General features: G+C 62.4%; 21 protein-coding genes. 11 read left to right on the top strand and 10 right to left on the bottom strand.

The genetic code is table 11. The features are described from left to right. Positions 1 to 24: 24 nt before the first annotated feature. Complete coding sequence (locus tag FP2506_RS13605; RefSeq protein WP_040489151.1) at positions 25 to 237, bottom strand: DUF2093 domain-containing protein; 213 nt, start codon at positions 235 to 237, stop codon at positions 25 to 27. Positions 238 to 443: 206 nt separating this feature from the next. On the opposite strand from FP2506_RS13605, the gene FP2506_RS13600 reads away from it, so the two are divergent. Both FP2506_RS13600 and FP2506_RS13595 read left to right on the top strand, forming a co-directional pair. Continuing rightward, positions 444 to 737 carry a hypothetical protein gene (locus FP2506_RS13600; protein WP_007068105.1) on the top strand — a complete coding sequence of 98 codons (294 nt, stop codon included), beginning with the start codon at positions 444 to 446 and terminating at the stop codon, positions 735 to 737. Between the two features lie 251 nt (positions 738 to 988). Further along, a complete protein-coding gene (locus tag FP2506_RS13595) occupies positions 989 to 1939 on the top strand; it encodes a calcium/sodium antiporter (protein WP_007068104.1) in 951 nt (316 codons plus the stop codon). A 9-nt stretch (positions 1940 to 1948) separates the two neighbouring features. Here the strand turns inward: FP2506_RS13595 and mutL are convergent, their stop codons facing one another. Together mutL and FP2506_RS13585 are read right to left on the bottom strand one after the other, a co-directional pair. Next, positions 1949 to 3874 carry a DNA mismatch repair endonuclease MutL gene (gene mutL / locus FP2506_RS13590; RefSeq protein ID WP_007068103.1) on the bottom strand — a complete coding sequence of 642 codons (1926 nt, stop codon included), beginning with the start codon at positions 3872 to 3874 and terminating at the stop codon, positions 1949 to 1951. 399 nt (positions 3875 to 4273) lie between these two features. Further along, positions 4274 to 4714, bottom strand: coding sequence for a Fur family transcriptional regulator (locus FP2506_RS13585; RefSeq protein ID WP_050765159.1), 441 nt, complete (start codon positions 4712 to 4714; stop codon positions 4274 to 4276). Between the two features lie 173 nt (positions 4715 to 4887). Here FP2506_RS13585 and FP2506_RS13580 point away from each other — a divergent pair, with 173 nt between their 5' ends. The 5 genes from FP2506_RS13580 (at position 4888) to FP2506_RS13560 (ending at position 9890) form a co-directional block, all read left to right on the top strand. Next, positions 4888 to 5805, top strand: coding sequence for a metal ABC transporter substrate-binding protein (locus tag FP2506_RS13580; protein ID WP_202814200.1), 918 nt, complete (start codon positions 4888 to 4890; stop codon positions 5803 to 5805). 128 nt (positions 5806 to 5933) lie between these two features. Next, positions 5934 to 6836, top strand: coding sequence for a manganese/iron ABC transporter ATP-binding protein (locus FP2506_RS13575; protein WP_274533408.1), 903 nt, complete (start codon positions 5934 to 5936; stop codon positions 6834 to 6836). Then, a complete protein-coding gene (locus FP2506_RS13570) occupies positions 6833 to 7726 on the top strand; it encodes a metal ABC transporter permease (RefSeq protein WP_007068099.1) in 894 nt (297 codons plus the stop codon). Before FP2506_RS13575 ends, FP2506_RS13570 begins: the two co-directional genes overlap by 4 nt. Before the next feature lie 35 nt (positions 7727 to 7761). Then, a complete protein-coding gene (locus FP2506_RS13565) occupies positions 7762 to 8577 on the top strand; it encodes a metal ABC transporter permease (RefSeq protein WP_187289082.1) in 816 nt (271 codons plus the stop codon). A gap of 179 nt (positions 8578 to 8756) precedes the next feature. Beyond that, positions 8757 to 9890 (top strand): carboxylate-amine ligase, encoded by a 1134-nt coding sequence (locus tag FP2506_RS13560; RefSeq protein ID WP_007068097.1) that lies wholly within the window; start codon positions 8757 to 8759, stop codon positions 9888 to 9890. A gap of 102 nt (positions 9891 to 9992) precedes the next feature. Here the strand turns inward: FP2506_RS13560 and FP2506_RS13555 are convergent, their stop codons facing one another. The 7 genes from FP2506_RS13555 to FP2506_RS13525 form a co-directional block, all read right to left on the bottom strand. After that, complete coding sequence (locus tag FP2506_RS13555) at positions 9993 to 10265, bottom strand: VHL beta domain-containing protein (RefSeq protein ID WP_081448338.1); 273 nt, start codon at positions 10263 to 10265, stop codon at positions 9993 to 9995. Positions 10266 to 10430: 165 nt separating this feature from the next. Continuing rightward, positions 10431 to 11684, bottom strand: a complete 1254-nt coding sequence (locus tag FP2506_RS13550; protein WP_007068094.1) for a serine hydrolase domain-containing protein — start codon at positions 11682 to 11684, stop codon at positions 10431 to 10433. Between the two features lie 95 nt (positions 11685 to 11779). Next, positions 11780 to 12451: a LutC/YkgG family protein gene (locus FP2506_RS13545; protein WP_007068093.1), complete on the bottom strand. Its 672-nt coding sequence runs from the start codon at positions 12449 to 12451 to the stop codon at positions 11780 to 11782. Then, positions 12448 to 13899: a LutB/LldF family L-lactate oxidation iron-sulfur protein gene (locus FP2506_RS13540; RefSeq protein WP_007068092.1), complete on the bottom strand. Its 1452-nt coding sequence runs from the start codon at positions 13897 to 13899 to the stop codon at positions 12448 to 12450. The genes FP2506_RS13545 and FP2506_RS13540 overlap by 4 nt, the downstream gene beginning before the upstream one ends. Before the next feature lie 8 nt (positions 13900 to 13907). Continuing rightward, a complete protein-coding gene (locus FP2506_RS13535) occupies positions 13908 to 14111 on the bottom strand; it encodes a DUF29 family protein (RefSeq protein ID WP_007068091.1) in 204 nt (67 codons plus the stop codon). Further along, positions 14108 to 14647, bottom strand: a complete 540-nt coding sequence (locus FP2506_RS13530; RefSeq protein ID WP_007068090.1) for an O-acetyl-ADP-ribose deacetylase — start codon at positions 14645 to 14647, stop codon at positions 14108 to 14110. The genes FP2506_RS13535 and FP2506_RS13530 overlap by 4 nt, the downstream gene beginning before the upstream one ends. Next, positions 14644 to 15438 (bottom strand): (Fe-S)-binding protein, encoded by a 795-nt coding sequence (locus FP2506_RS13525; protein WP_007068089.1) that lies wholly within the window; start codon positions 15436 to 15438, stop codon positions 14644 to 14646. Before FP2506_RS13525 ends, FP2506_RS13530 begins: the two co-directional genes overlap by 4 nt. Positions 15439 to 15590: 152 nt before the next feature. Here FP2506_RS13525 and FP2506_RS13520 point away from each other — a divergent pair, with 152 nt between their 5' ends. The 4 genes from FP2506_RS13520 to glcE all read left to right on the top strand — a co-directional run bounded on the left by FP2506_RS13520 (position 15591) and on the right by glcE (position 20349). Next, complete coding sequence (locus FP2506_RS13520; protein WP_148227575.1) at positions 15591 to 16871, top strand: DUF3422 family protein; 1281 nt, start codon at positions 15591 to 15593, stop codon at positions 16869 to 16871. 123 nt (positions 16872 to 16994) lie between these two features. Beyond that, positions 16995 to 18488, top strand: coding sequence for an FAD-linked oxidase C-terminal domain-containing protein (locus FP2506_RS13515; protein ID WP_007068086.1), 1494 nt, complete (start codon positions 16995 to 16997; stop codon positions 18486 to 18488). Further along, positions 18488 to 19105 carry a Uma2 family endonuclease gene (locus FP2506_RS18100; protein WP_007068085.1) on the top strand — a complete coding sequence of 206 codons (618 nt, stop codon included), beginning with the start codon at positions 18488 to 18490 and terminating at the stop codon, positions 19103 to 19105. Before FP2506_RS13515 ends, FP2506_RS18100 begins: the two co-directional genes overlap by 1 nt. Beyond that, positions 19102 to 20349, top strand: coding sequence for a glycolate oxidase subunit GlcE (gene glcE, locus FP2506_RS13505; RefSeq protein WP_007068084.1), 1248 nt, complete (start codon positions 19102 to 19104; stop codon positions 20347 to 20349). The genes FP2506_RS18100 and glcE overlap by 4 nt, the downstream gene beginning before the upstream one ends. Positions 20350 to 20396: the final 47 nt, after the last annotated feature.

Below are 20396 nucleotides of genomic sequence, written 5' to 3'. Positions count from 1 at the left end.
GCTCTTCGGCTCACAACGTCTCGCTCAGGCCTTACCGGCGCGAACCTGCTTCTCACGTTCGAAGACGGCATCAGCGTCGCGATAGGCTTCCTGGCGTTCGACGCTCCAGTACTTGAGGAGATCGAGTGGGATCGGCTCGCCGGTTACCGCACAGCGCACATAGGCTCCGGACCGCACGACCTGAAAATCGGGCGTTCCGTACTTCAGCTTGGCTTCGCCGCCGTCCATCCGGTTCATCGAAGAATTCCGTTGCCTGTCCTTCACGCACCGCAGGCGCTAGCCGCTTTCGCGCTCAAAGGCAAATCGGGCAGAGCGCCGCATGGGATCGGAAGGGTCGGCGTTTGCGGTGTGACCGAAGTCACTGAAACCCTGCGAGACTTTGGTCATGATTTCCTTATCGGCGGACGGAAGTGACCGCCCCAAACCGAGAAGGACTGAGAACCATGCTCCGCAAAATCATCATCTCCACAATCGCTGCCGCCATCCTCGCGACCTCGGCCGTCTCCGTCTCCACCACCACCGCCTCGGCGGGTTCGCGGGACCGTGAGATTGCCATCGCCGTTGGAATTGGAGTTCTCGCCGGCGTCCTCGGCGCGAAAATCTCCCGGCCGAAGCACCGGCAGGTTCGCATTCAGGGCACGTACAAGGTCAAGCACAAGCCGACGATACGCCATTCAGCCGGCGGACACGCCCCGCGGGAGTCCTATAATGTGATCGGCTATCAGCGCCTTGACTGACTCCTGCATCTCGCGACAGCTCTCCGGGTTCCGGGTCGAGCGATGTCGGAGCCCTTCGGTCTACCGACCGCTCCGCGCTTGCTTCCCAATACAAGATCGCGCCTTCGGCCCTTTGCGACCGGAGGCGCATTCGCATTCGAACCGGCAGTGTTGACGCTGTCGGTGCCTAACATTTCGCGGCGTCAGTCCCCATCTTGCCTGCCGACCCCAAAGCCGAGCGACAAGCAAACAGCATAGAGGAACGAAGCCCAGTGGATGTATTCGGAGATATCGCCTTCCTCGCCGGTGGCCTCGTGCTCCTGTTTTTCGGCGGCGAGGGTCTGGTGCGCGGGAGCACCGCTATCGCCGAACGCTCGGGTTTTTCGCGACTTATCGTTGGCCTTGTGATCGTTGGTTTCGGCACCAGCGCGCCGGAGCTTCTCGTCTCGGTGCAGGCTGCCCTCGGCGGAGCACCTGATATCGCAGTCGGCAATGTCGTCGGCTCGAACATCGCCAACATATTGCTGATCGTCGGAATCTCGGCCGCGATGGTGCCGCTGATTAATGATGATCCGGCAATCCGGCGCGACCTTCTTGTGATGCTCGCTGCCTCGGCCCTAATCGTCCTGATCTTTCAGGGCGGCACAATCGGGCGATTTACCGGGGCCGCAATGTTTGCCGCACTGCTCGTTTATCTGGCGATGAGCTATCACGCTGAAAAGCGGCGGCTCGCTCGTTCGCGGAACACGGAAAGCGTTGTCGCGGTACCCGAGATGAAGCCGCTGATCGCGGTTGCCGCGGTTTTAGCGGGCATCGCGATGCTCGTACTCGGCGCACGCTTGATGGTTGATGGCGCGACCTCGCTGGCCCTCCACCTCGGTATTTCGGAAGCGGTGATCGGGCTCACCATCGTTGCGATTGGCACTTCGCTGCCTGAGCTTGCCACCGCGATCATCGCGGCGCGAAAACGCGAGGTCGACGTTATCCTCGGCAATGTCGTCGGTTCGAACATCTTCAATATTCTCTGTATTCTCGGCGTCACCGCGATGATCGAACCGATTGCGGTCGCAGAACGCTTTGCCTTGATCGACGGGCCGCTGATGCTGGCGCTGTCGTTCGCAAGCCTCGCCTTCCTCTTCGCCTACCAACGGATCGGACGGTTGGCAGGGGCGGCGATGCTCGTGCTCTACGCCGTGTACATCGGAGCCCAGAATGCGGTCTGATCAGGCCGGCTAACGCTTGAAAAGGGCTTCGAGATCAGCGCGCTTCAGCTCGATGAAGGTGGGTCGGCCGTGATTGCAGGTGCCGGAGCCAGGGGTTACCTCCATTTCTCGCAAGAGCGCATTCATCTCTTCGGGCTTCAGGCGGCGGCCCGTCCGCACCGAGCCGTGGCAGGCGATAGTCGCGGCGACGGAGTCGATCCGTGAGCGCACGCTGTCCCCGGTGCCGAATTCGGCAAGTTCTTCAGCAAGGTCTTTGACCAACCGTTTGGCGTCGCATTGGCCGAGGATCGCCGGGGTCTCCCGCACGGCGATCGCGCCGGGGCCAAAGCGTTCCAGATGGAGGCCGAGTACGGAAAACGCCTCCGAGGCTTCGGCGAGGCGATCGGCGTCGCCTTCCGAAAGGTCGACGATCTCGGGAATAAGCAGCATCTGCGAGGCGATCTGGGTGCCGTGGAGCGCGGCCTTCAAGCGCTCGTAGACGAGACGCTCGTGAGCCGCATGGCCGTCGACGAGGACGAGTCCGTCCTTCGTCTCGGCGAGGATGAAGTTCTCGAACAGCTGCGCCTTGGCCGCGCCGAGAGGATAGGATTTTACGACAGCGGCGTCGGCTGTTCCGGCAAATACCTCAGTCGCCAGGCCCGCATCGAAAGGCGTCTGACCGTCCTCGGCAAATCCCGAACTAACCTGTCGATCCGTCGTTTCGGTGAAGGCGCCCGCCTCGAATGGACGATATGCGGCACTCGCGGGATCGAAGGGAGTCATCGGCCGCTTCGTCGCCTCATATCCGGCAAGGTTTGACGCCCCGAAGGACTGGCGTGGTTTCATGGCGATGTCCGGAGCACCAGGCGAGAAGCCGTCGAAGCGCCCCGCCTGCTCCTGAGGCTCCCGCTTCGGGCCGGCGGAAAAGCGCGCCATGAGGCCGCTCGCGGCAACCGTCGAACCGCGCACGCCTTCGGTCGCCATCGCCTCGCGGATTGCGCCCACGATAAGCCCGCGCACCAGCTGGGGATCGCGGAAGCGCACATCGGCCTTGGCGGGGTGGACGTTGACGTCGACGAGGGCGGGATCGAGTTCGACGAAGAGGGCAGCGACTGGATAGCGACCCTTCGCCATCATGTCGGAATAGGCGCCCTGAAGCGCGGAGACCAGCATCCAGTCGCGCACCGGCCGGCCGTTGACATAGAAATACTGAGCCAGCGAATTGCCGCGGTCGAAACTCGGTAAGCCGGCAAACCCCGAGAGATAAACATCTTCGCGTACCGCTTCGATGGCGACCGCGTTGTCGGCGAAATCCTTGCCGACGACGTCGCTGATCCGGGCGAGGGGATCGTCGGGTGCGGCGGCCTCAAGCACGAGGCGCGAGCGGTCGGGACCGGAGAGTTCGAAGCGCACGCCCGGAAAGGCGATGGCGGAGCGCCTGACGATGTCTGTGATCGCCGAGGCCTCGGCGCGGTCGCTCTTCAGGAACTTGAGCCGTGCGGGCACGGACTGGAAGAGATCGCGGACCTCGACAGTGGTCCCTTTCGAAAGCCCCGCCGGCATAGGACCGTCGCAGCGTCCGGCCTCGACCTTCACCTCGAAGGCCTCTGACGCGCCTTCGGCGCGCGAGGCGAGGGAGAGCCGTGCAACCGAGCCGATCGAGGGCAGTGCCTCGCCGCGAAAGCCGAGGCTCATGATCTTGTCGAGCCCGCCGGCAAGTTTCGACGTGCAGTGGCGTTTCACCGCGAGCCGCAGTTCATCCTTCGGAACGCCCCTGCCGTCGTCGGTGACGCGGATCAGCGTCTTGCCCCCGCCCGCCGTTGCGATCTGAATGCGCCGGGCGCCGGCATCGAGGGCGTTTTCGAGCAGCTCCTTCACGACGCTCGCCGGCCGCTCCACCACCTCGCCGGCGGCGATCTGGTCGATCAGGAACTCGTCGAGCTGAACGATGGGCATGAGGACACTCAAAGCCGGTTCGCGGGTATATTCAGAGAGCCTTCTGGTAGGATGAGCGCCGCTTTATCGCAAGCCGAAGGCTCACCGGGATCTTCGCTCGTGCTCTGAACACGGAGCTTGCGAATTGGCTCTTCATGTCGGGCTTTCTGCGGTCACGATGTTTTCGAAGGCAACACATACGCCCGCAATCGGCAGAAACAGAGAAGGTTGACGCGACTAGCCGGCTCGTCGCCTAGGCCCGCGTCAGATCGAAAAGATCTGGAGACATGTTGTTCGAAATGTGCCTTTCACGCTCTGCGCTATCAGCGAACTTAGCGGCAGGCGGAACACAATTGGGTTCGAGCAAGGATCAGGCTTCGTCGGGAGAATAGGTGCTGTTCGCCGGGGACCTGTCGCCTCTCAACCTGACTTCTTTTTCCGTGCTTCGATGATCGTCACGCAGCGCACGACCTCGAAACCATGGTCGGCGGCGATCGCCTCGTAGCGCGCGGTCAGTGCACCGTCCTCGAATTCGACAATCGAGCCGTCGTCGAGGTCGACGATGTGACCATGATCCTCGCTGTCGCAAAGTTCGTAGCGGGCGGGGGAATTCTCCAGCGACAATTTGCGGATGAGGCCAAGCTCTTCGAGAACACTCAGTGTCCGGTAGACCGTCGCGAAGGAGATGGTGGAATCCAGTTCGCGCGCCTTGCCGGTGATCTCCTCGGCGGTCGGATGGTCCTCGGCACCCGACAGCGTTCGCATGATCGCGACGCGCTGATTGGTCACACGCAGGCCCGCGTCGCGCAGGAGCTCCGCAAACGTATCCAATGTCTCATGAGTTTCGATGCCGCGCGTCATGCACCGATGTAATCCGGAAAACAGGGCGAGCGCAAACAAGCGTCGGCGACCGCCGGCAAGCGTTCGGATCGGGCCCTTGTGTGAATGAGAATGATTTGCAATAACGAAGAAGCTTACTTCGTACAGTCCTGGAATCAGCTTTGACGAGTACATGGGAAGAGAGAAAATCGATCATGACCGATAGGATACGGCGCGCCGGCGCAATGCTTACGGGTATTGCCGCGATCGCCATGGCTGGATTGCCAGCGCACGCTCAATCGGAAGACGCGTTCAAGGTAGTCACAACCTTTACCGTACTCGCCGACATGGCTCAAAACGTCGCCGGTGACGAGGCCGAGGTCGTATCGGTCACCAAGCCCGGTGCGGAGATCCATGGCTACGAGCCGACGCCTCAGGACATCGTTCGGGCGCAGGACGCCGATCTCATCCTTTGGAACGGCCTCAACCTGGAACTCTGGTTCGAGCAGTTTCTTGCGAACCTTTCGGACGTTCCCTCTGTGACGCTGACCGACGGCATCGATCCGATCCCGATAGCCTCCGGTTCCTATGAGGGACAGTCCAATCCCCATGCTTGGATGGGGCTCGACAACGCTATGGTCTATGTCGACAATATCGCCGAAGCGCTCAGTGAGTACGATCCGGACAGCGCTGAGGCCTACAAGCTGAATGCGGAGGCCTACAAACAGGAGATCCGCGACACGATCCAGCCGCTTCGGGACCGGATCGCGGAACTCCCGGAGGACCGACGCTGGCTGGTGAGCTGCGAGGGCGCCTTTTCGTATCTCGCTCGCGATTTCGGTTTGAAGGAGCTCTATCTCTGGCCGATGAATGCCGATCAGGTTGGAACGCCTCAGCAGGTGCGTGCCGTGATCGACGGCGTCAACGAGAACGAGATTCCAGTCGTCTTCTGTGAAAGCACCGTCAATACAGCGCCAGCCGAACAGGTCGCGCGTGAAACCGGCGCCGCCTATGGGGGCGTCCTCTACGTGGACAGCCTTTCGGAAGAAGGTGGGCCGGTCCCAACTTATCTCGACTTGCTGCGTGTGACATCCGAGACCGTTGCGGATGGCCTGACCGCGACCACGAACTGAGACACGCATACGCACATTGGCGCTTCGACGGATCGAATCACGCTCGGAGCACTTGTTAGACACTGAGGATAGCGCCGGTTCCATGGCGCCCTCGAACGGAGCCGAACTTGCTGAAGAATGCGACGCGATTGCCGAACGCGCCTCACGATGCTGCTGAGACAGGAAGCGGTCTGGAAGCGCGGAATGTGACCGTGACCTATCGCAACGGCCATACGGCGCTGCGCAATACGAGCTTTGCGATCCCGAAAGGCACCATCACCGCCCTCGTCGGGGTCAACGGTGCCGGAAAGTCGACTCTCTTCAAGGCGATTATGGGCTTCGTGCCGGTCGCTCAAGGTGAGATCCGCCTGCTTGGCCGTGGGGTGAAAGAAGCACTGAGAAGCAATCTGGTCGCCTACGTACCACAGGCCGAAGAGGTGGACTGGGCCTTTCCGGTCCTCGTCGAGGACGTGGTCATGATGGGGCGATATGGCCATATGGGCTTTCTGCGTCGCCCTTCGGAGGCCGATCGCATCGCCGTGGACACGGCGCTCGGACGGGTCAACATGCGGGAATACCGGGAGCGGCAGATCGGCGAACTGTCGGGCGGACAACGAAAGCGCGTCTTCCTCGCCCGCGCCCTTGCCCAGAATGGTCAGGTGATCCTGCTCGACGAGCCGTTCACCGGGGTCGACGTCAAGACCGAAGACCAGATCGTTGCCCTTCTTCGCGAATTGAAGGACGAGGGGCGGGTGATGCTGGTATCGACTCACAACCTCGGTTCGGTCCCGGAATTTTGTGACCGGACCATTCTCGTCAAGGGTACGGTGCTTGCCTACGGCCCGACCGAGACGACCTTCACGCGCGGCAATCTGGAACGGGCGTTCGGCGGAGTCCTGCGCCACTTCACCCTCGGCGGAAAGACGCTGCATGACGACCACAAGGACGACAGCAGGGAGGTGACGATCTTCACCGACGACGAACGGCCTCTCGTCCACTACGGCGACCGGACGCAGACGCTGACGCAGAGCGGCAACGAGCGTGAGCGATGAGCGTTCTTCTGGAGCCTTTTTCCTACGGCTATATGACCAACGCCATCTGGGTTTCGGCTCTTGTCGGCGGGGTCTGCGCCTTTCTGTCGGCCTATCTCATGCTGAAGGGCTGGAGCCTCATTGGGGACGCCCTGTCTCATTCGGTCGTCCCTGGCGTGGCGGGCGCTTATATTCTCGGCCTTCCCTTCGCCTTGGGGGCCTTCATTGCGGGCGGGCTGGCGGCCGGCTCCATGCTGTTCCTGTCCGAACGATCGGGTCTCAAGATCGACGTGATCATCGGGCTCATCTTCACCGCCTTCTTCGGCCTCGGATTGTTCCTCGTTTCGATCAATCCGATGTCCGTATCCATACAGACGATCACCATGGGTAACATCCTCGCAATCACCCCTGAGGACACGTTTCAGCTCGCTTTGATCGGCACGATTTCGCTCGGCGTACTCCTTCTGAAATGGAAAGACCTGATGGTCGTCTTCTTCGACGAGAACCATGCCCGGTCCGTCGGCTTGAGGCCCGAACGCCTCAAGGCGCTCTTCTTCGTTCTCCTCTCGGCTTCAGTGGTCGCAGCCATGATGACCGTCGGCGCCTTTCTCGTGATCGCCATGGTGGTCACGCCCGGGGCCACCGCCTACCTCTTGGCCGACCGCTTTCCGAAGCTGATCGTCCTGTCGGTGATAATTGGCGCTCTGACGAGCGCGGTCGGCGCCTATGTCAGCTATTTCCTTGATGGAGCAACCGGCGGTGTCATCGTCACGCTCCAGACACTCATCTTCCTTCTCGCCTTCGTCTTCGCCCCGAAACACGGCCTTCTTGCCGCGCGCAGGAAAGCAGCCACCGTCCTTCGGGATGAACCGAGCGCGCTAGAAGAGGGCTGCACGGAGGCGCTGCAGTGATCGAGACAGCGCTTTTGCCCTTCCAGTTTCCCTTTATGCAGAACGCCTTTCTCATCGCTGCAATCGTCGCGGTTCCAACGGCGCTTCTGTCTTGCTTTCTGGTCCTGAAGGGATGGGCGTTGATGGGCGATGCGATCTCACATGCGATCCTGCCCGGTGTCGTGCTCGCTTGGATTACCGGCTTGCCGTTGATCCTCGGTGCCTTCGGCGCCGGAATGACCTGCGCCCTTCTGACGGGATATCTCAGCGCCAACAGCCGCGTGAAGCAGGATACGGTCATGGGTGTCGTCTTTTCCGGCATGTTCGGGGTCGGGATCATCCTCTACACGTCGATCCATACGAACGAGCATCTCGACCACGTGCTGTTTGGCAACATGCTTGGCGTCGGCGGCGAGGATCTGTGGACCGCCGGCCTGATTTCTCTCGCCGTCTCCGGCGTCCTCGCTCTCAAGTGGAAGGATTTTCTGCTGCATGCCTTTGATCCGGCGCAGGCAAAGGCGAGCGGGCTTCCCGTCTACTGGCTTCATTACGGGTTGTTGACGCTGCTCTCGCTGACGATCGTCGCGACGCTCTCGGCTACGGGACTCATTCTTGCCGTCGGGCTGATCATTGCGCCTGGAGCGATCGCCTTTCTCCTCGTGCGAAGTTTCGGCAAGATGCTCTTCGTCGCTGTCACGATCTGCCTCGTTTCGATGATCGTGGGCGTTTATCTGAGTTTCTTTCTCGACAGCGCCCCGGCTCCCACGATCGTTCTCGTTCTCACATTGGTCTTCATTTTTGCCTTCGCGCTGCGAATTTTTCAGCCCCAGGTCCGCCGTCAGGTCGCAGCGATAGAGGCGCGAGGCCGGTAAGGCTTTCCGTACGGGACAACGAACGCAAACGTCTGAATAAACGATGGTCTTGCCTTCGCGCCGGCGAACACGCAAGACTGGCGGACACGAGCCCATGCGGCAGGACTAAACGCCTTCGGAGGCTGTCCATCGTTCGGTCGGGTCGTCGGATGTCAGGACGGCGGGGAGGGTGCGAGGCCATGCGGGAGAACCCGCCGAGCTTTTCGCTTGGCATCGAGGAAGAGTATCTTCTCGTCGATTGCGACACACTCGACCTCGCTTCCGTGCCCGATGCGGTCTTTTCCGAGTGCGAGAAGGAGCTCGGTGAGCAGGTCACCCAGGAATTCCTGAAATGCCAGCTGGAGATCGGCACCCGCGTCTGCAAAAGCATTTCGGAAGCGCGGAAGGATCTCGGCCGCCTGAGGCGCACCGTCAAGAGGATCGCTGGGCGCTACGGCCTTGCGCCACTTGCGGTCTCGACACATCCCTTTGCCAAATGGGACAATCAGCGCCTGACCGACAAGGAACGCTATCGCGGGCTGGAAGAGGATCTCGCCGCTGTCGCCCGCCGCATGCTGATTTGCGGCACACATGTGCATGTGGGGATCGAAGATGACGATCTGAGGATCGATCTCCTCAGCCAGTTTTCCTATTTCCTGCCGCACCTCCTGGCGCTGTCGACGTCCTCGCCGTTCTGGCAGGGGCAGGAGACCGGGCTGAAATCCTATCGCCTTACGGTGTTCGACAACCTGCCGCGCACGGGACTGCCGCCGAGCTTCAACAGTTGGGCGGACTACCAGCGTTCGGCGCAGATCATCATCAACACGGGGCTGATTGAAGACTGCTCGAAGATCTGGTGGGACGTCAGGCCGTCGGCGAACTTCCCGACGCTGGAATCGCGTATCTGCGACGTGATGCCGAGGATGGAAGATACGCTCGCTGTCGCCGCGCTCACCCAGTCGCTCTTCAGCCTGCTCTATACGCTTCGCACTTCGAATATGGCCTGGCGCCGCTACGATCGGTTTCTCGTTCAGGAGAACCGATGGCGCGCACAGCGCTACGGCATGTCGAATGGGCTGATCGACTTCGGCATCGGCGAAGTGGTGCCCTTCGCCGATCTCGTCGAGGAAATCATCGCGCTGGTGGGGCCCCACGCCGAGGAACTAGGCTGCGTCGCCGAGGTGCAGCGCATTCGAACAATCGCGGCGGAGGGTACGAGCGCTGACCGGCAGACGAAGCTGTTCGAGATGCTGAAAGGCGAGGGCGCGAACGATGCCGAAGCGATCCACGGTGTCGTTTCCGCCCTCATCGAGGAATTCGCCGAGGGGCTTTGAGACTTCGACCGACCGGCCGGCACCTTACCGGATCGAGACGACCTGGCCGTTCGCCGAGGGCATGATGATCTGCTTGCAGTTGCCCGGACCGTCCGTGAACATTCAGGGATGGGAGAGATAGGTCTGGATTGTCGTCTGCTGGCCGGGGTTGAGGCCGGCATAGTTCACCGGTTGCCCGTTGAAGTCGAGCCAGTCGACATGACGGAACTCGCCGCTGCCGTTGAAGAAAGTCACAGTGACCGACACCTGCGAATTTTGCGATCGCAGTTGTCCGAACTGCCGGCATGAACTGTCGGCGAGCGCTGGCACGGCCGTAGACGCCAAAAGGCTGAATGTGACGGTGGCGGCGACTGCAGATCGGCGAAACATAGACATTCATGTGCCTCCCGTGACCAGCATCGTGAGTATGACGCAGCGTCACGTTGTCTTATTTCGCGAGTTCCCACAAGAGGTTTTGCCGCCGTCAGTGGAGGCGGCCTATCAGGAATCCAGCACGAACTGTCGCGCTCGGGCGATCGGTGACGCGCGCTTAATCCGACGTTATCTGCTCGGCGCGACGAACTCCGTCACGGCTTCGAGGAAGCTGTATTCGCTTACCGGTTTGGAATAGAGTGGCTTCGGCTGCGCGGACCACATGGCGATGACGACGTTCCGGGCCGGGTTGATGTAGACGTGCTGGCCGAAGATGCCGATGGCGGCGAAGGCGTCGTCGTTCCGGAAGGCTTCGCCCTTGGCGACCGGCCACCACATCTGGCCGTAATCGGTCATCTCGCCGCCGATCTCGCGCGGCTGGCCGGCGGCCGGAAACCAGCCTTCCGGCACCACGCGCTCGCCGTCGATCACGCCGCCCTCGAGGACGAACTGGCCGAAGCGGGCATAGTCCCGCAAGGTGGCTGAGAGCCCGCTACCGCCGATCTCGATGCCGTCCGGCGAGGCGAGCCACCAAGTGGCGTCGGTTTCCATGCCGTAGGGTTTCCAGATCTTTTCGGAGAGATAGTCGGCAAGGTGCTTGCCGGTCGCGCCCTCGACAAGTGCGGCGGCGACAGAGGTCTCGCCAGTCGAGTAATTCCAGACGCTGCCAGCTTCGGCGATCCGTGGCAGCGAGGCCATGAAATCGAGCACCGCGCCCGGCTCCTGCTCGATCTGGAGATCGAGCATCTGGCGACGGTCCGAGGACGGGTCCGTATAGGTCTCGTTCCACTGAACGCCCGAGGACATGGTGAGAAGCTGGCTGACCGTGACTGGGCCGTATGCCGATCCTTCAAGCTCGGGCACATAGGTCGGAAGCGTGTCGTCGATGCTGGCGATCGAGCCGTCCTCGATGGCAGCCGCGATCAGTGTCGACGTGATCGACTTGACGATCGACATCGACATCCAGCGGGTGTCGCGATCGTTGCCGAGCTCGTAGTCCTCGAAGACGATCTCACCATCTTTCAGGACAAGCAGGCCCGAGATGCGGTTGAGGCTGATCGCTTCGAAGAGATCGTAGGTTTCGTCCTCGACGGTGAATTCGAGCTGGGTGAGATCGGCCGGTTCGCCCTCAGGGAGTGGGCGTGGAGTGTCCGAAGCTTCCACCGTTCGCGTCGGAAAGAGCTTGTCGATGTTCCGGAAGGTTCGGACCTGGATATCAGGCAGGAGCCGGCCGTCGTAGATCTCGCGCACGGTACCGATCTCGCCGTCTGACGCGGCCGTCGCCTCCTGCGCGGAAGACGGGGCCGAAGACAGGGCGAAGATCACAAGCAGAGCCGTGCCGCGCAAGGCGGCGCGCCCGATCGGACCATCCGAATACGCCATGTCTTCTCTCCTCGATTTCGTCGGTCACGAAAAAGAGATGGCTCAGTGCGAATGAAGCGACAGGTCGAACGCCGAAGCCCGATGGGCCAGGACTATCATTCGACGATCACGATATGGAGCGCTTTCGGCCCATGGGCTCCGAGAAGGAGGGTCTGTTCGATATCGGCCGAGCGGGACGGACCGGTGATGGTGTTGATCGTGCGCGGGATCGGATCGCCCCATCTGTCGCGAAGGGCACCGAACGCGTCCTCCATGGCGCCCTCGATGCTGGCGGGGGAGATGACGACGATGTGGTTTTCAGGCAGGAAATTCAGGCTCGTTGGATTGGCGGGGCCGGAGGAGAGGACGAGGGTTCCGGTTTCGGCGATGCCGGCTTCGGCGTGGGAGAGTGAGTTGAGATCCTCGCCGGCGCTTGGGCCCATTGTGACCTCGACGGAGGTCGCCGAGAAGTCGAGGCTGGCGAAACGGGGGTCCGATCCCATGCAGATCGTCGCCGGCAGGTTGCGGTCTCGCAGATAGCGGGCGACTTCCTCCGGCAGGGCCTCTATGCTGGCGAGGCGTTTCACGGTGGCGTCGGCGGCCTCCGCCATTTTCACGAAGAGGTCGACGCGTTCGGCGGGCGGGAGTTGGCCGCGCTCGGGAATGATGCCGCGCGGCGGGCCGGCGAGGCGCTCCTCCACGATTTTTCGGCGCGCCGCATCACCGGCGCTCGCGCCGTTGGCGCGGCAAATGCGTTCGAGGATGGCGTCCTTTGCGGAGAGGCTCAATGCTTCGTCTCCGTTCTCGCAGGCTGTTCGGGTCGACCCTTCGCCTGTTTGTAGGCCTGCATGAAGGTGCGGCCCTCAGGAGCGGGGAAATCGCGATACTGCGTCCATCCCCCGGCGAGCGGCAGGGCGGCGAAGCGCCGCTTGCGCCCGCCCAGCAGCTTCAGGGCGGGCACGACGAAGGAGACCGCCGCGCGATAGAGCTTTGGCCGGCGCGCGAAGAAGGCCCAGAGGCCGAGGCCCGTGCGGGCGGGCTTCGGCTGCAGATGCTTTTCGTATTCCTGCTCACGCCAGTGCCGCATCATCTTCGGTAGCGGAATATGCATGGGGCACACCTCCTCGCAGCGCCCGCAGAAGGTGGAGGCGTTGGGGAGAAGCTTGCCGTCCTCGACGCCGATCAGCGCCGGCGTCAGCACCGCGCCCATCGGACCCGGATAGACCCAGCCGTAAGCATGGCCGCCGACCGCGTGATAGACCGGGCAGTGGTTCATGCAGGCGCCGCAGCGGATGCAGCGCAGCATGTCCTCGAACTCGGTGCCGAGCATGTTGGTGCGGCCGTTGTCGAGGAGGATGACGTGGTATTCATCGGGCCCGTCGGGATCCTCGGTGCGCTTCGGCCCGGTGGAGAAGGTCGTGTAGACGCTCGCCTCCTGCCCGGTCGCCGAACGGCCGAGAACGCGCAGGATCTGAGAGGCGTCGTTGAGAGTCGGCACGAGCTTCTCGATCGAGGCGAGCACCACATGGCACTTGCCGAGAAGCTGGGTGAGATCGCCATTGCCTTCATTGGTGACGATGACGGAGGTGCCGGTTTCGGCGATGAGGAAGTTCGCGCCGGTGACGCCGATATCGGCCTCGCCATAGCGCTTCCTGAGGACGCCGCGGGCTTCGGCGAGAAGCAGTTCCGGCGCGGTGAGATCGCGGCCAACTTCGAGATCGGTATGGAAGCGCCGGAAATCGGCCTCCACCTGATCGCGATTGATGTGAATCGCCGGCGCGATGATGTGGCTCGGATGCTCGCCGCGTAGCTGGATGATATATTCGCCGAGATCGGTCTCGACCGGCGTGATGCCGTTCTCCTCGAGAAATCCGTTGAGACCGATCTCCTCGGAGATCATCGTCTTGCCTTTGGTGACAGTCTCAGCGTTCCGTTTCCGCGCGATGTCGAGGAAGATCTGCCGGGCCTGTTCAGCATCCTCGGCGAAATGGACGTGGCCGCCCGAGGCCTCAACCTTCGCGACATAGGCCTCGATGTAGAGATCGAGATGTTTGAGCGTGTGCTCTTTGATCGCGACCGAGGAATCCCGCAGCGCATCGAATTCCGGCAGCTTGTCGACCGCCTTCTGCCGCTTGCCGATGAACCCTTTTTCGACATTCGCCAGCGCCCGCTGGAGATCCTTGTCGGCCAGTGCCGTGATGGTGTTCTGCCGAAACTGCGGAGAGGTGATCTGCATCGGTGGGCTTACTCGGGCCTGAAGTCGTGATCGCGAAGCTGGTCCGACTTGTAGGGGCAGTTTTCGGGAAAAGTCTCGATGGACATGCAGGCTCCGACCGAGTCCTCGAAGAGGGCGTCGCGATAGATTTCCTCAACTATTTCCGACCCGCACGCGGCGAGGCTTGGATCGCGAGCCTTGTATCGAGCGCTCGTCTTACCTTCGAGCCTCATCCATCGACCCCCTCGTTCAGCGCTTCGGCGTAAACTGCTGCGTCGCCATCGGAAAAACAGCATAGCACGATGTGGGTCAGGGTGGCGCGTTCGGCAGCGGCGAGACATTCCCGGGCGGCGATCCGGGCGGCCTGGTCTTTCGGAAAGCCGTAGACCCCGGTGGAGATTGCCGGGAAGGCGATGGAGGCAAGGTCATGCTCGTGGGCGAGGGCGAAGCTCTGCCGATAGGCGCTGGCGAGGAGATCGTGCTCCCCGCCGTCACCGCCGCGCCAGACCGGGCCGACCGTGTGGATGACATGGCGGGCGGCAAGATCGTAGCCTCTGGTGATCCGTGCTTCGCCCGTCGGACAGCCGCCGATCGTGCGGCATTCCTCCAGAAGCTGCGGACCAGCCGCCCGGTGGATCGCACCGTCGACACCGCCGCCGCCGAGAAGGCTTTCGTTGGCGGCGTTGACGATCGCTTCGACGTCGAGCGCCGTGATGTCGCCGGTCAGAACCTCGATGACCGTGTCGTTCAGCTCGATCCGGCTGATCATTTCGTGCCTCCGATCGGCGGCGCATCGGTCATGCCGGCAAGGACTTCGGCGACGTGGCGGACAGCGACCGTCGCGTCTGTGCGCTTCAGCTTGCCGTCCATGTTCATGAGGCAGCCGAGGTCGCCGGCGAGGAGCGTTTCGGCCCCGGTCTCGGCGATCCTGTTCGCCTTCTTTGTGACCATGACGTTGGAGATGTTGGGATATTTGACACAAAAGGTGCCGCCGAAGCCGCAGCAGACATTGGCGTCCGGCAGCTCCTTCAGGGTGAGGCCCGAAACGCTCTTCAATAGCTGGCGCGGCTGCTCGCGCACCCCGAGTTCGCGAAGGCCGGCGCAGGCGTCGTGATAGGTTACGGTACCGGAATGGCTCGCGGCGACCTCATCGACGCCGAGGACGTCGGTCAGGAAGCTGACGAGTTCGAACGTCTTCGCGCTAAGGGATTCCGCGCGCGGACCCCAGTTGGGATCTCCGGCGAAGAGCTGCGGATAATGCGTCTTGATCATCGATCCGCAGGAGCCCGAGGGCGCGACGACGTATTCGGAGCCCTCGAACGCCTCGATCACGCCCTTCGCGATGGCTTTCGTATCCTCGCGATTACCGGAATTGTAGGCCGGCTGGCCGCAGCATGTCTGGGTTTCCGGCACGCTCACTTGGCAGCCGGCATACTCCAGAAGTTTTATCGCTGCAAATCCGACGCTCGGCCGGAAGAGATCGACGAGGCAGGTGACGAACAGCGCGACGTCCGGCGCCGTCTGAGAGCGATGGCGGATGTCGGGTTTGTCGGGGGTCAAGGGCTGCCTTCGTCGGATCTTGGCTTCGGGATCATCGCATGCATTCCGATCGCTTCGAATTTGGCCCGTTCGCTCTCAAAGCGCAAACGCGATGGACTTCACGGCCCGTTTCACCGTATCGCATCTTCGACACTTAAGAAGCGGTGCAGACAATGAGCGACAGGACGCTGCGACAGATGGGCAGGGACCGGTTCCCGACCGATCCCAGACGCGCAACGGTGCTCGGAGAGATTCACGCGCGTCCGTTTCCGCTGATCAATCTTCCGCGCGTCGTCGTCACCATCGCCTTCATGACCGAGGACGGGGGCGATCGGGATCGTGCCGCTCTCGCCGAGCTTTCCAGACGGCAGGGCGTGCCGCCGCCCGCTGCCGATGCCCGGACGCATTCCTTCATCTTCGGACGCGGACGGCTGCGCTGGGAAAGCCATACCGAATTCTCGACCTATTCCTGGGACGGCCCGCCGCCGTCCCGCTTCGGGGAGCCGGTCGAAGGGCATCCCTTCGGTGCAGAATTCGACGCGCCGGGACCGATGATCGCCGGCGTCCATCTGGAGATCCGCCCGAAGGACGATGAGAGCGAAGCCGCGCTCGGCATCTTCGACAAGACGAGCTTCTGCTATTCGGAGATGGAGGGTGGGCTCGCCTTCGCCGCGACCGACTTCCGTCAGGACTCCGATGGCCTGACCCGCATGCTCGTCCTCAGTGACGGATTGACGCCGGCCCGCGCCGGCGCACTCGCCATGCGCCTCATCGATATCGAGGTCTATCGCACGCTGGCGCTCCTTGGTCTACCGCTCGCCCACGATATCGGACCGACCGTGCAGGACCTCGAAGAGCAACTCGTTCACATCACCGACGAGATGAAGGGCGGGACCGACGATAGCCGTGCGCTGTTGCAGGAAATGACCCTCGCGGCCGCCGAGGTGGAGGCTGCCGCAGCGCGCGTTCTCTATCGCTTCGGCGCGAGCAGGGCTTATGACGATATCGTGCGCGAGCGCCTCTCGTCCGTCGGCGAACAGCCGGTGCCGGGCTCTGAAAGCTGGAGCGCCTTCCTGCAGCGGCGAACCGCGCCGGCGATGCGCACCTGCCAGTCGATCGACCGGCGTCTGGCAACGCTTTCTGAAAAACTTTCGCGCGCCGCTAACCTTCTGCGAACGCGGATCGACGTCGAGCTGGAGCACCAGAACCGGGACCTTCTCACCTCCATGGACCGGCGCGCGCGGCTGCAATTACGGCTCCAGCAAACCGTTGAAGGTCTCTCGGTGGCGGCGATTGGATATTATGTGGTCGGGTTGTTCGGCTATCTCGCGAAAGCGTTGGAGGAAGAAGGTTTTCCCATCCACTCGACCACGATGACGGCCGCATTCGTGCCGGTCGCGCTACTCGCCGTCTGGCTCGTCGTTCGTCGTATTCGCAGGCATCACGCCGATTAGAGTTTGAGGCGTGGCCAACACGTGGTCTGCTTTCTGACCGGGATGTCCGCGCGCTTACCTCGCAGTGGACGCGCCGAGGCTTGGTGCTTAGTTTACATACAGGAATTCGAGGAGGTTGGCCCCATGTCGATTGCGATGCCGAAACCGTCCGAGGCGGTCTTGTCCAGGCGCGAGGAGATCGTGTCGGCCCTGCGCGTGATCGTTCCCGGCGAGGGTGTGGTCGATGCCACCAACGAGATGAAGGCCTTCGAGAGCGACGGCCTCACGGCCTATCGGCAGCTGCCTCTCGTCGTCGTTCTGCCGGACAATGTCGGCCAAGTCTCGAGGGTCCTGAAATACTGCCACGAGAACGACATTCCGGTTGTTCCGCGCGGGGCGGGCACATCGCTGTCGGGCGGCGCGCTGCCGCTGGAAGACGGCGTGCTTCTGGTGCTCTCGAAGTTCAACAAGGTGCTGGACATCGACTTCGACAACCGCTGTGCGGTCGTGCAGCCGGGCGTGACCAATCTAGGCATCACAAAAGCCGTCGAGCATCGCGGCTTCTACTACGCGCCCGATCCCTCGTCCCAGATTGCCTGCTCGATTGGCGGCAACATCGCGGAGAATTCGGGCGGTGTTCATTGTCTCAAATACGGTCTCACCGCCAACAATGTGCTCGGCATCGAATTCGTGACCATCGAGGGTGAGATCGTACGGCTCGGCGGCAAGCATCTCGATGCCGACGGGCATTACGACATGCTCGGCCTGATGACCGGCTCCGAAGGGCTTCTCGGCGTTGTGACCGAAGTGACTGTCCGCATCCTCCAAGCGCCGGAGACGGCGCGGGCCGTGTTGATCGGATTCCCGTCGTCCGAGCAGGCGGGTGAATGCGTCGCCTCGATCATCGCCAAGGGCATCATTCCCGGCGGCATGGAGATGATGGACAGGCCGGCGATCCACGCGGCGGAGGATTTCGTGAATGCGGGCTATCCGCGCGACGTGGAGGCGCTTCTCATCGTCGAACTCGACGGTCCGAAGGCCGAGGTCGATCATCTGCTGACCGAGGTGGAGGCGATCGCGGGCGAGAACGGCGCGACGACGACGCGTGTTTCGCAGAATGAGGAAGAGCGTGCGGCGTTTTGGGCGGGTCGCAAGGCGGCGTTCCCGGCTGTCGGTCGCATATCGCCGGACTATTACTGCATGGACGGCACAATTCCACGTAAGGAACTGCCCAAGGTGCTCGCCGGCATGAAGGCGATGGAGAAGAAGTACGGGCTGAAATGCGCCAACGTCTTCCATGCGGGCGACGGCAACCTGCATCCGCTGGTTCTCTACGATGCCAATGCCGGCGAACTGGAACGGGCCGAGGAATTCGGCAACGACATCCTCAAACTCTGCGTCGAGGTGGGCGGCGTTCTGACCGGCGAACACGGGGTTGGTGTCGAGAAGCGCGACCTGATGCCGGAAATGTTCTCCGAGACCGACATGAATCACCAGCAGCGCGTCAAATGCACCTTCGATGCCAAGCACCTGCTCAACCCCGGAAAGGTCTTCCCCCAGCTCCACCGCTGCGCCGAACTCGGCCGCATGCACGTCCACAAGGGCGAGGTCGCCTTTCCCGACCTGCCGAGGTTCTGATGATGAGTGCGGTCGAAGAGCTCGAACGTCTGGATGTAGCCAAATTCGACGAAGCGGCCTTCGTCGAATTTCTCGAGAACAACGGAGGCGCGTCGGGCTGGGGCGAAGGCGGCCGCTGGGAATTAATCGAGGGGCTCCCAATCGACATGCCGCCAGCCACGATCGCCCATGGCATCATTGCTCAGAATTTCGAGCGTCTGCTTCTCGGCGCGCTGATTTCTCGCGAACTTAATCTCGATGTGCAGCGGGAGGCGGGTGTACGGCATCCGACCGACGAATTTTTTCGGCCCGTCGCCGATCTCATCGTCTACGATGCGGCCGAGCGACAGGGTCGGAACAAGGACCTTTTCTTCCAGACATGCCAACTTGTCGCCGAGGTTCTCTCTCCAAGGACACGGCATCACGATCTGCTCTTCAAGCGCCGTCGCTATTTGGAGCTCCCCACCTGCAAGCACGTGATCCTCATCGAGCAGGACGAGATGCGGCTGCGCCATTGGGCGCGATCGGCGGACTGGGCGGAAACCGTTCACGCCGATCCGGACGACCCCATCGAACTTCCCGAATTCGGCTTCTCCTGCCGCCTCAAAGACCTCTATGCTCGAACGGATCTTGTATGAGCCAGCTTCGACAGGCCCAGCAATCCGACCAATCCGAAAGCCGGACCTATGCGCCGCACTCGATCGAGGAGTTGCGGGAGGTCATTGCGGCTGCGGTTTCCGAAGAGATCCCGCTTGCCGTCGAGGGCACCGCCTCGAAATCCGGGCTCGGGCGGCCGGTTCAGGCCGGTGCGACGCTTTCGATGCGCAATCTTTCGGGCGTCACCCTCTACGAGCCGGACGAACTCGTGCTGTCGGCGAAAGCCGGGACGCCAATCGCAGAGATCGAGGAGATGGTCGACAAGGCCGGCCAGCGCCTGGAATTCGAGCCGAACGACTATGGGCCGCTGCATGGAATGGGCCCGGGCCTCGGCACTCTCGGCGGCGTGATCGCTTGTAATCTCGCGGGACCAAGGCGGCTGAAGCAGGGCGCGGCGCGCGACCATATCCTCGGCGTCCACGCGGTTTCGGGACGTGCGGAGGCCTTCAAGTCAGGCGGCCGGGTGGTGAAGAACGTCACCGGTTACGATCTCTCCAAAGGTCTTGCCGGATCCTATGGCACGCTCGCCGTGATGAGCGACATCACGATCAAGGTCCTGCCGAAGGCCGAAGCCGAGACGACGCTTGTCCTGCGCGGGCTCTCCGACGAGGAAGCGAGCGCGGCGATGGCCCAAGCGATGGGCTCGCCAGCCGAAGCTTCCGGCGCGGCCCATTTGCCGGCTTTGGTCGCCAAGCGGGTGAGCGACGGTACTCTTGGCAGCGATCCTGCGACTTTGATCCGTCTCGACGGATTCGGACCCTCGGTCGAAGCGCGGGCCTCGCATCTCGGCAAGGTTCTCGAGAAGCGCGGCAAGCTCGAACACCTTCACGGCGCGGAATCGAAAGCACTCTGGCGCGACATCAGGGACGTCCAACCTTTCGCCGACGGAACCGACTGCCCGGTCTGGAGGGTCTCGGTCGCGCCGACCGTCGGCCACAGTCTCGTCATGGGCCTGCGCCGCCATGCCGCGATCGATGCCTTCTACGACTGGCAGGGCGGTCTCGTTTGGCTGCGTATGGAGGGCGGCGAGGCTGAGGCCGAACTCGTCCGCGCAGGAGTGAAAGAGATCGGCGGCGGTCATGCGACGCTGGTCCGCGCCAGCGAACAGGTGCGAGCTGCGACAGAGGTGTTCCAGCCGCAACCGGCAGCGCTTGCGGACCTCGCACGTCGACTGAAGGAGCAGTTCGATCCGGTTGGCGTCCTAAACCCGGGTCGAATGGGTTGAGTGCCAAGCACTGGGCTCTGACACCTATCCGCACTTCGAGATAAAGC

The sequence above is a fragment of the Fulvimarina pelagi HTCC2506 genome (genome assembly GCF_000153705.1).
Lineage (GTDB): Bacteria > Pseudomonadota > Alphaproteobacteria > Rhizobiales > Rhizobiaceae > Fulvimarina > Fulvimarina pelagi.
The sequence above is the reverse complement of the archived record's forward strand: the minus strand, read 5'-3'. Positions and strand labels throughout refer to the sequence as shown.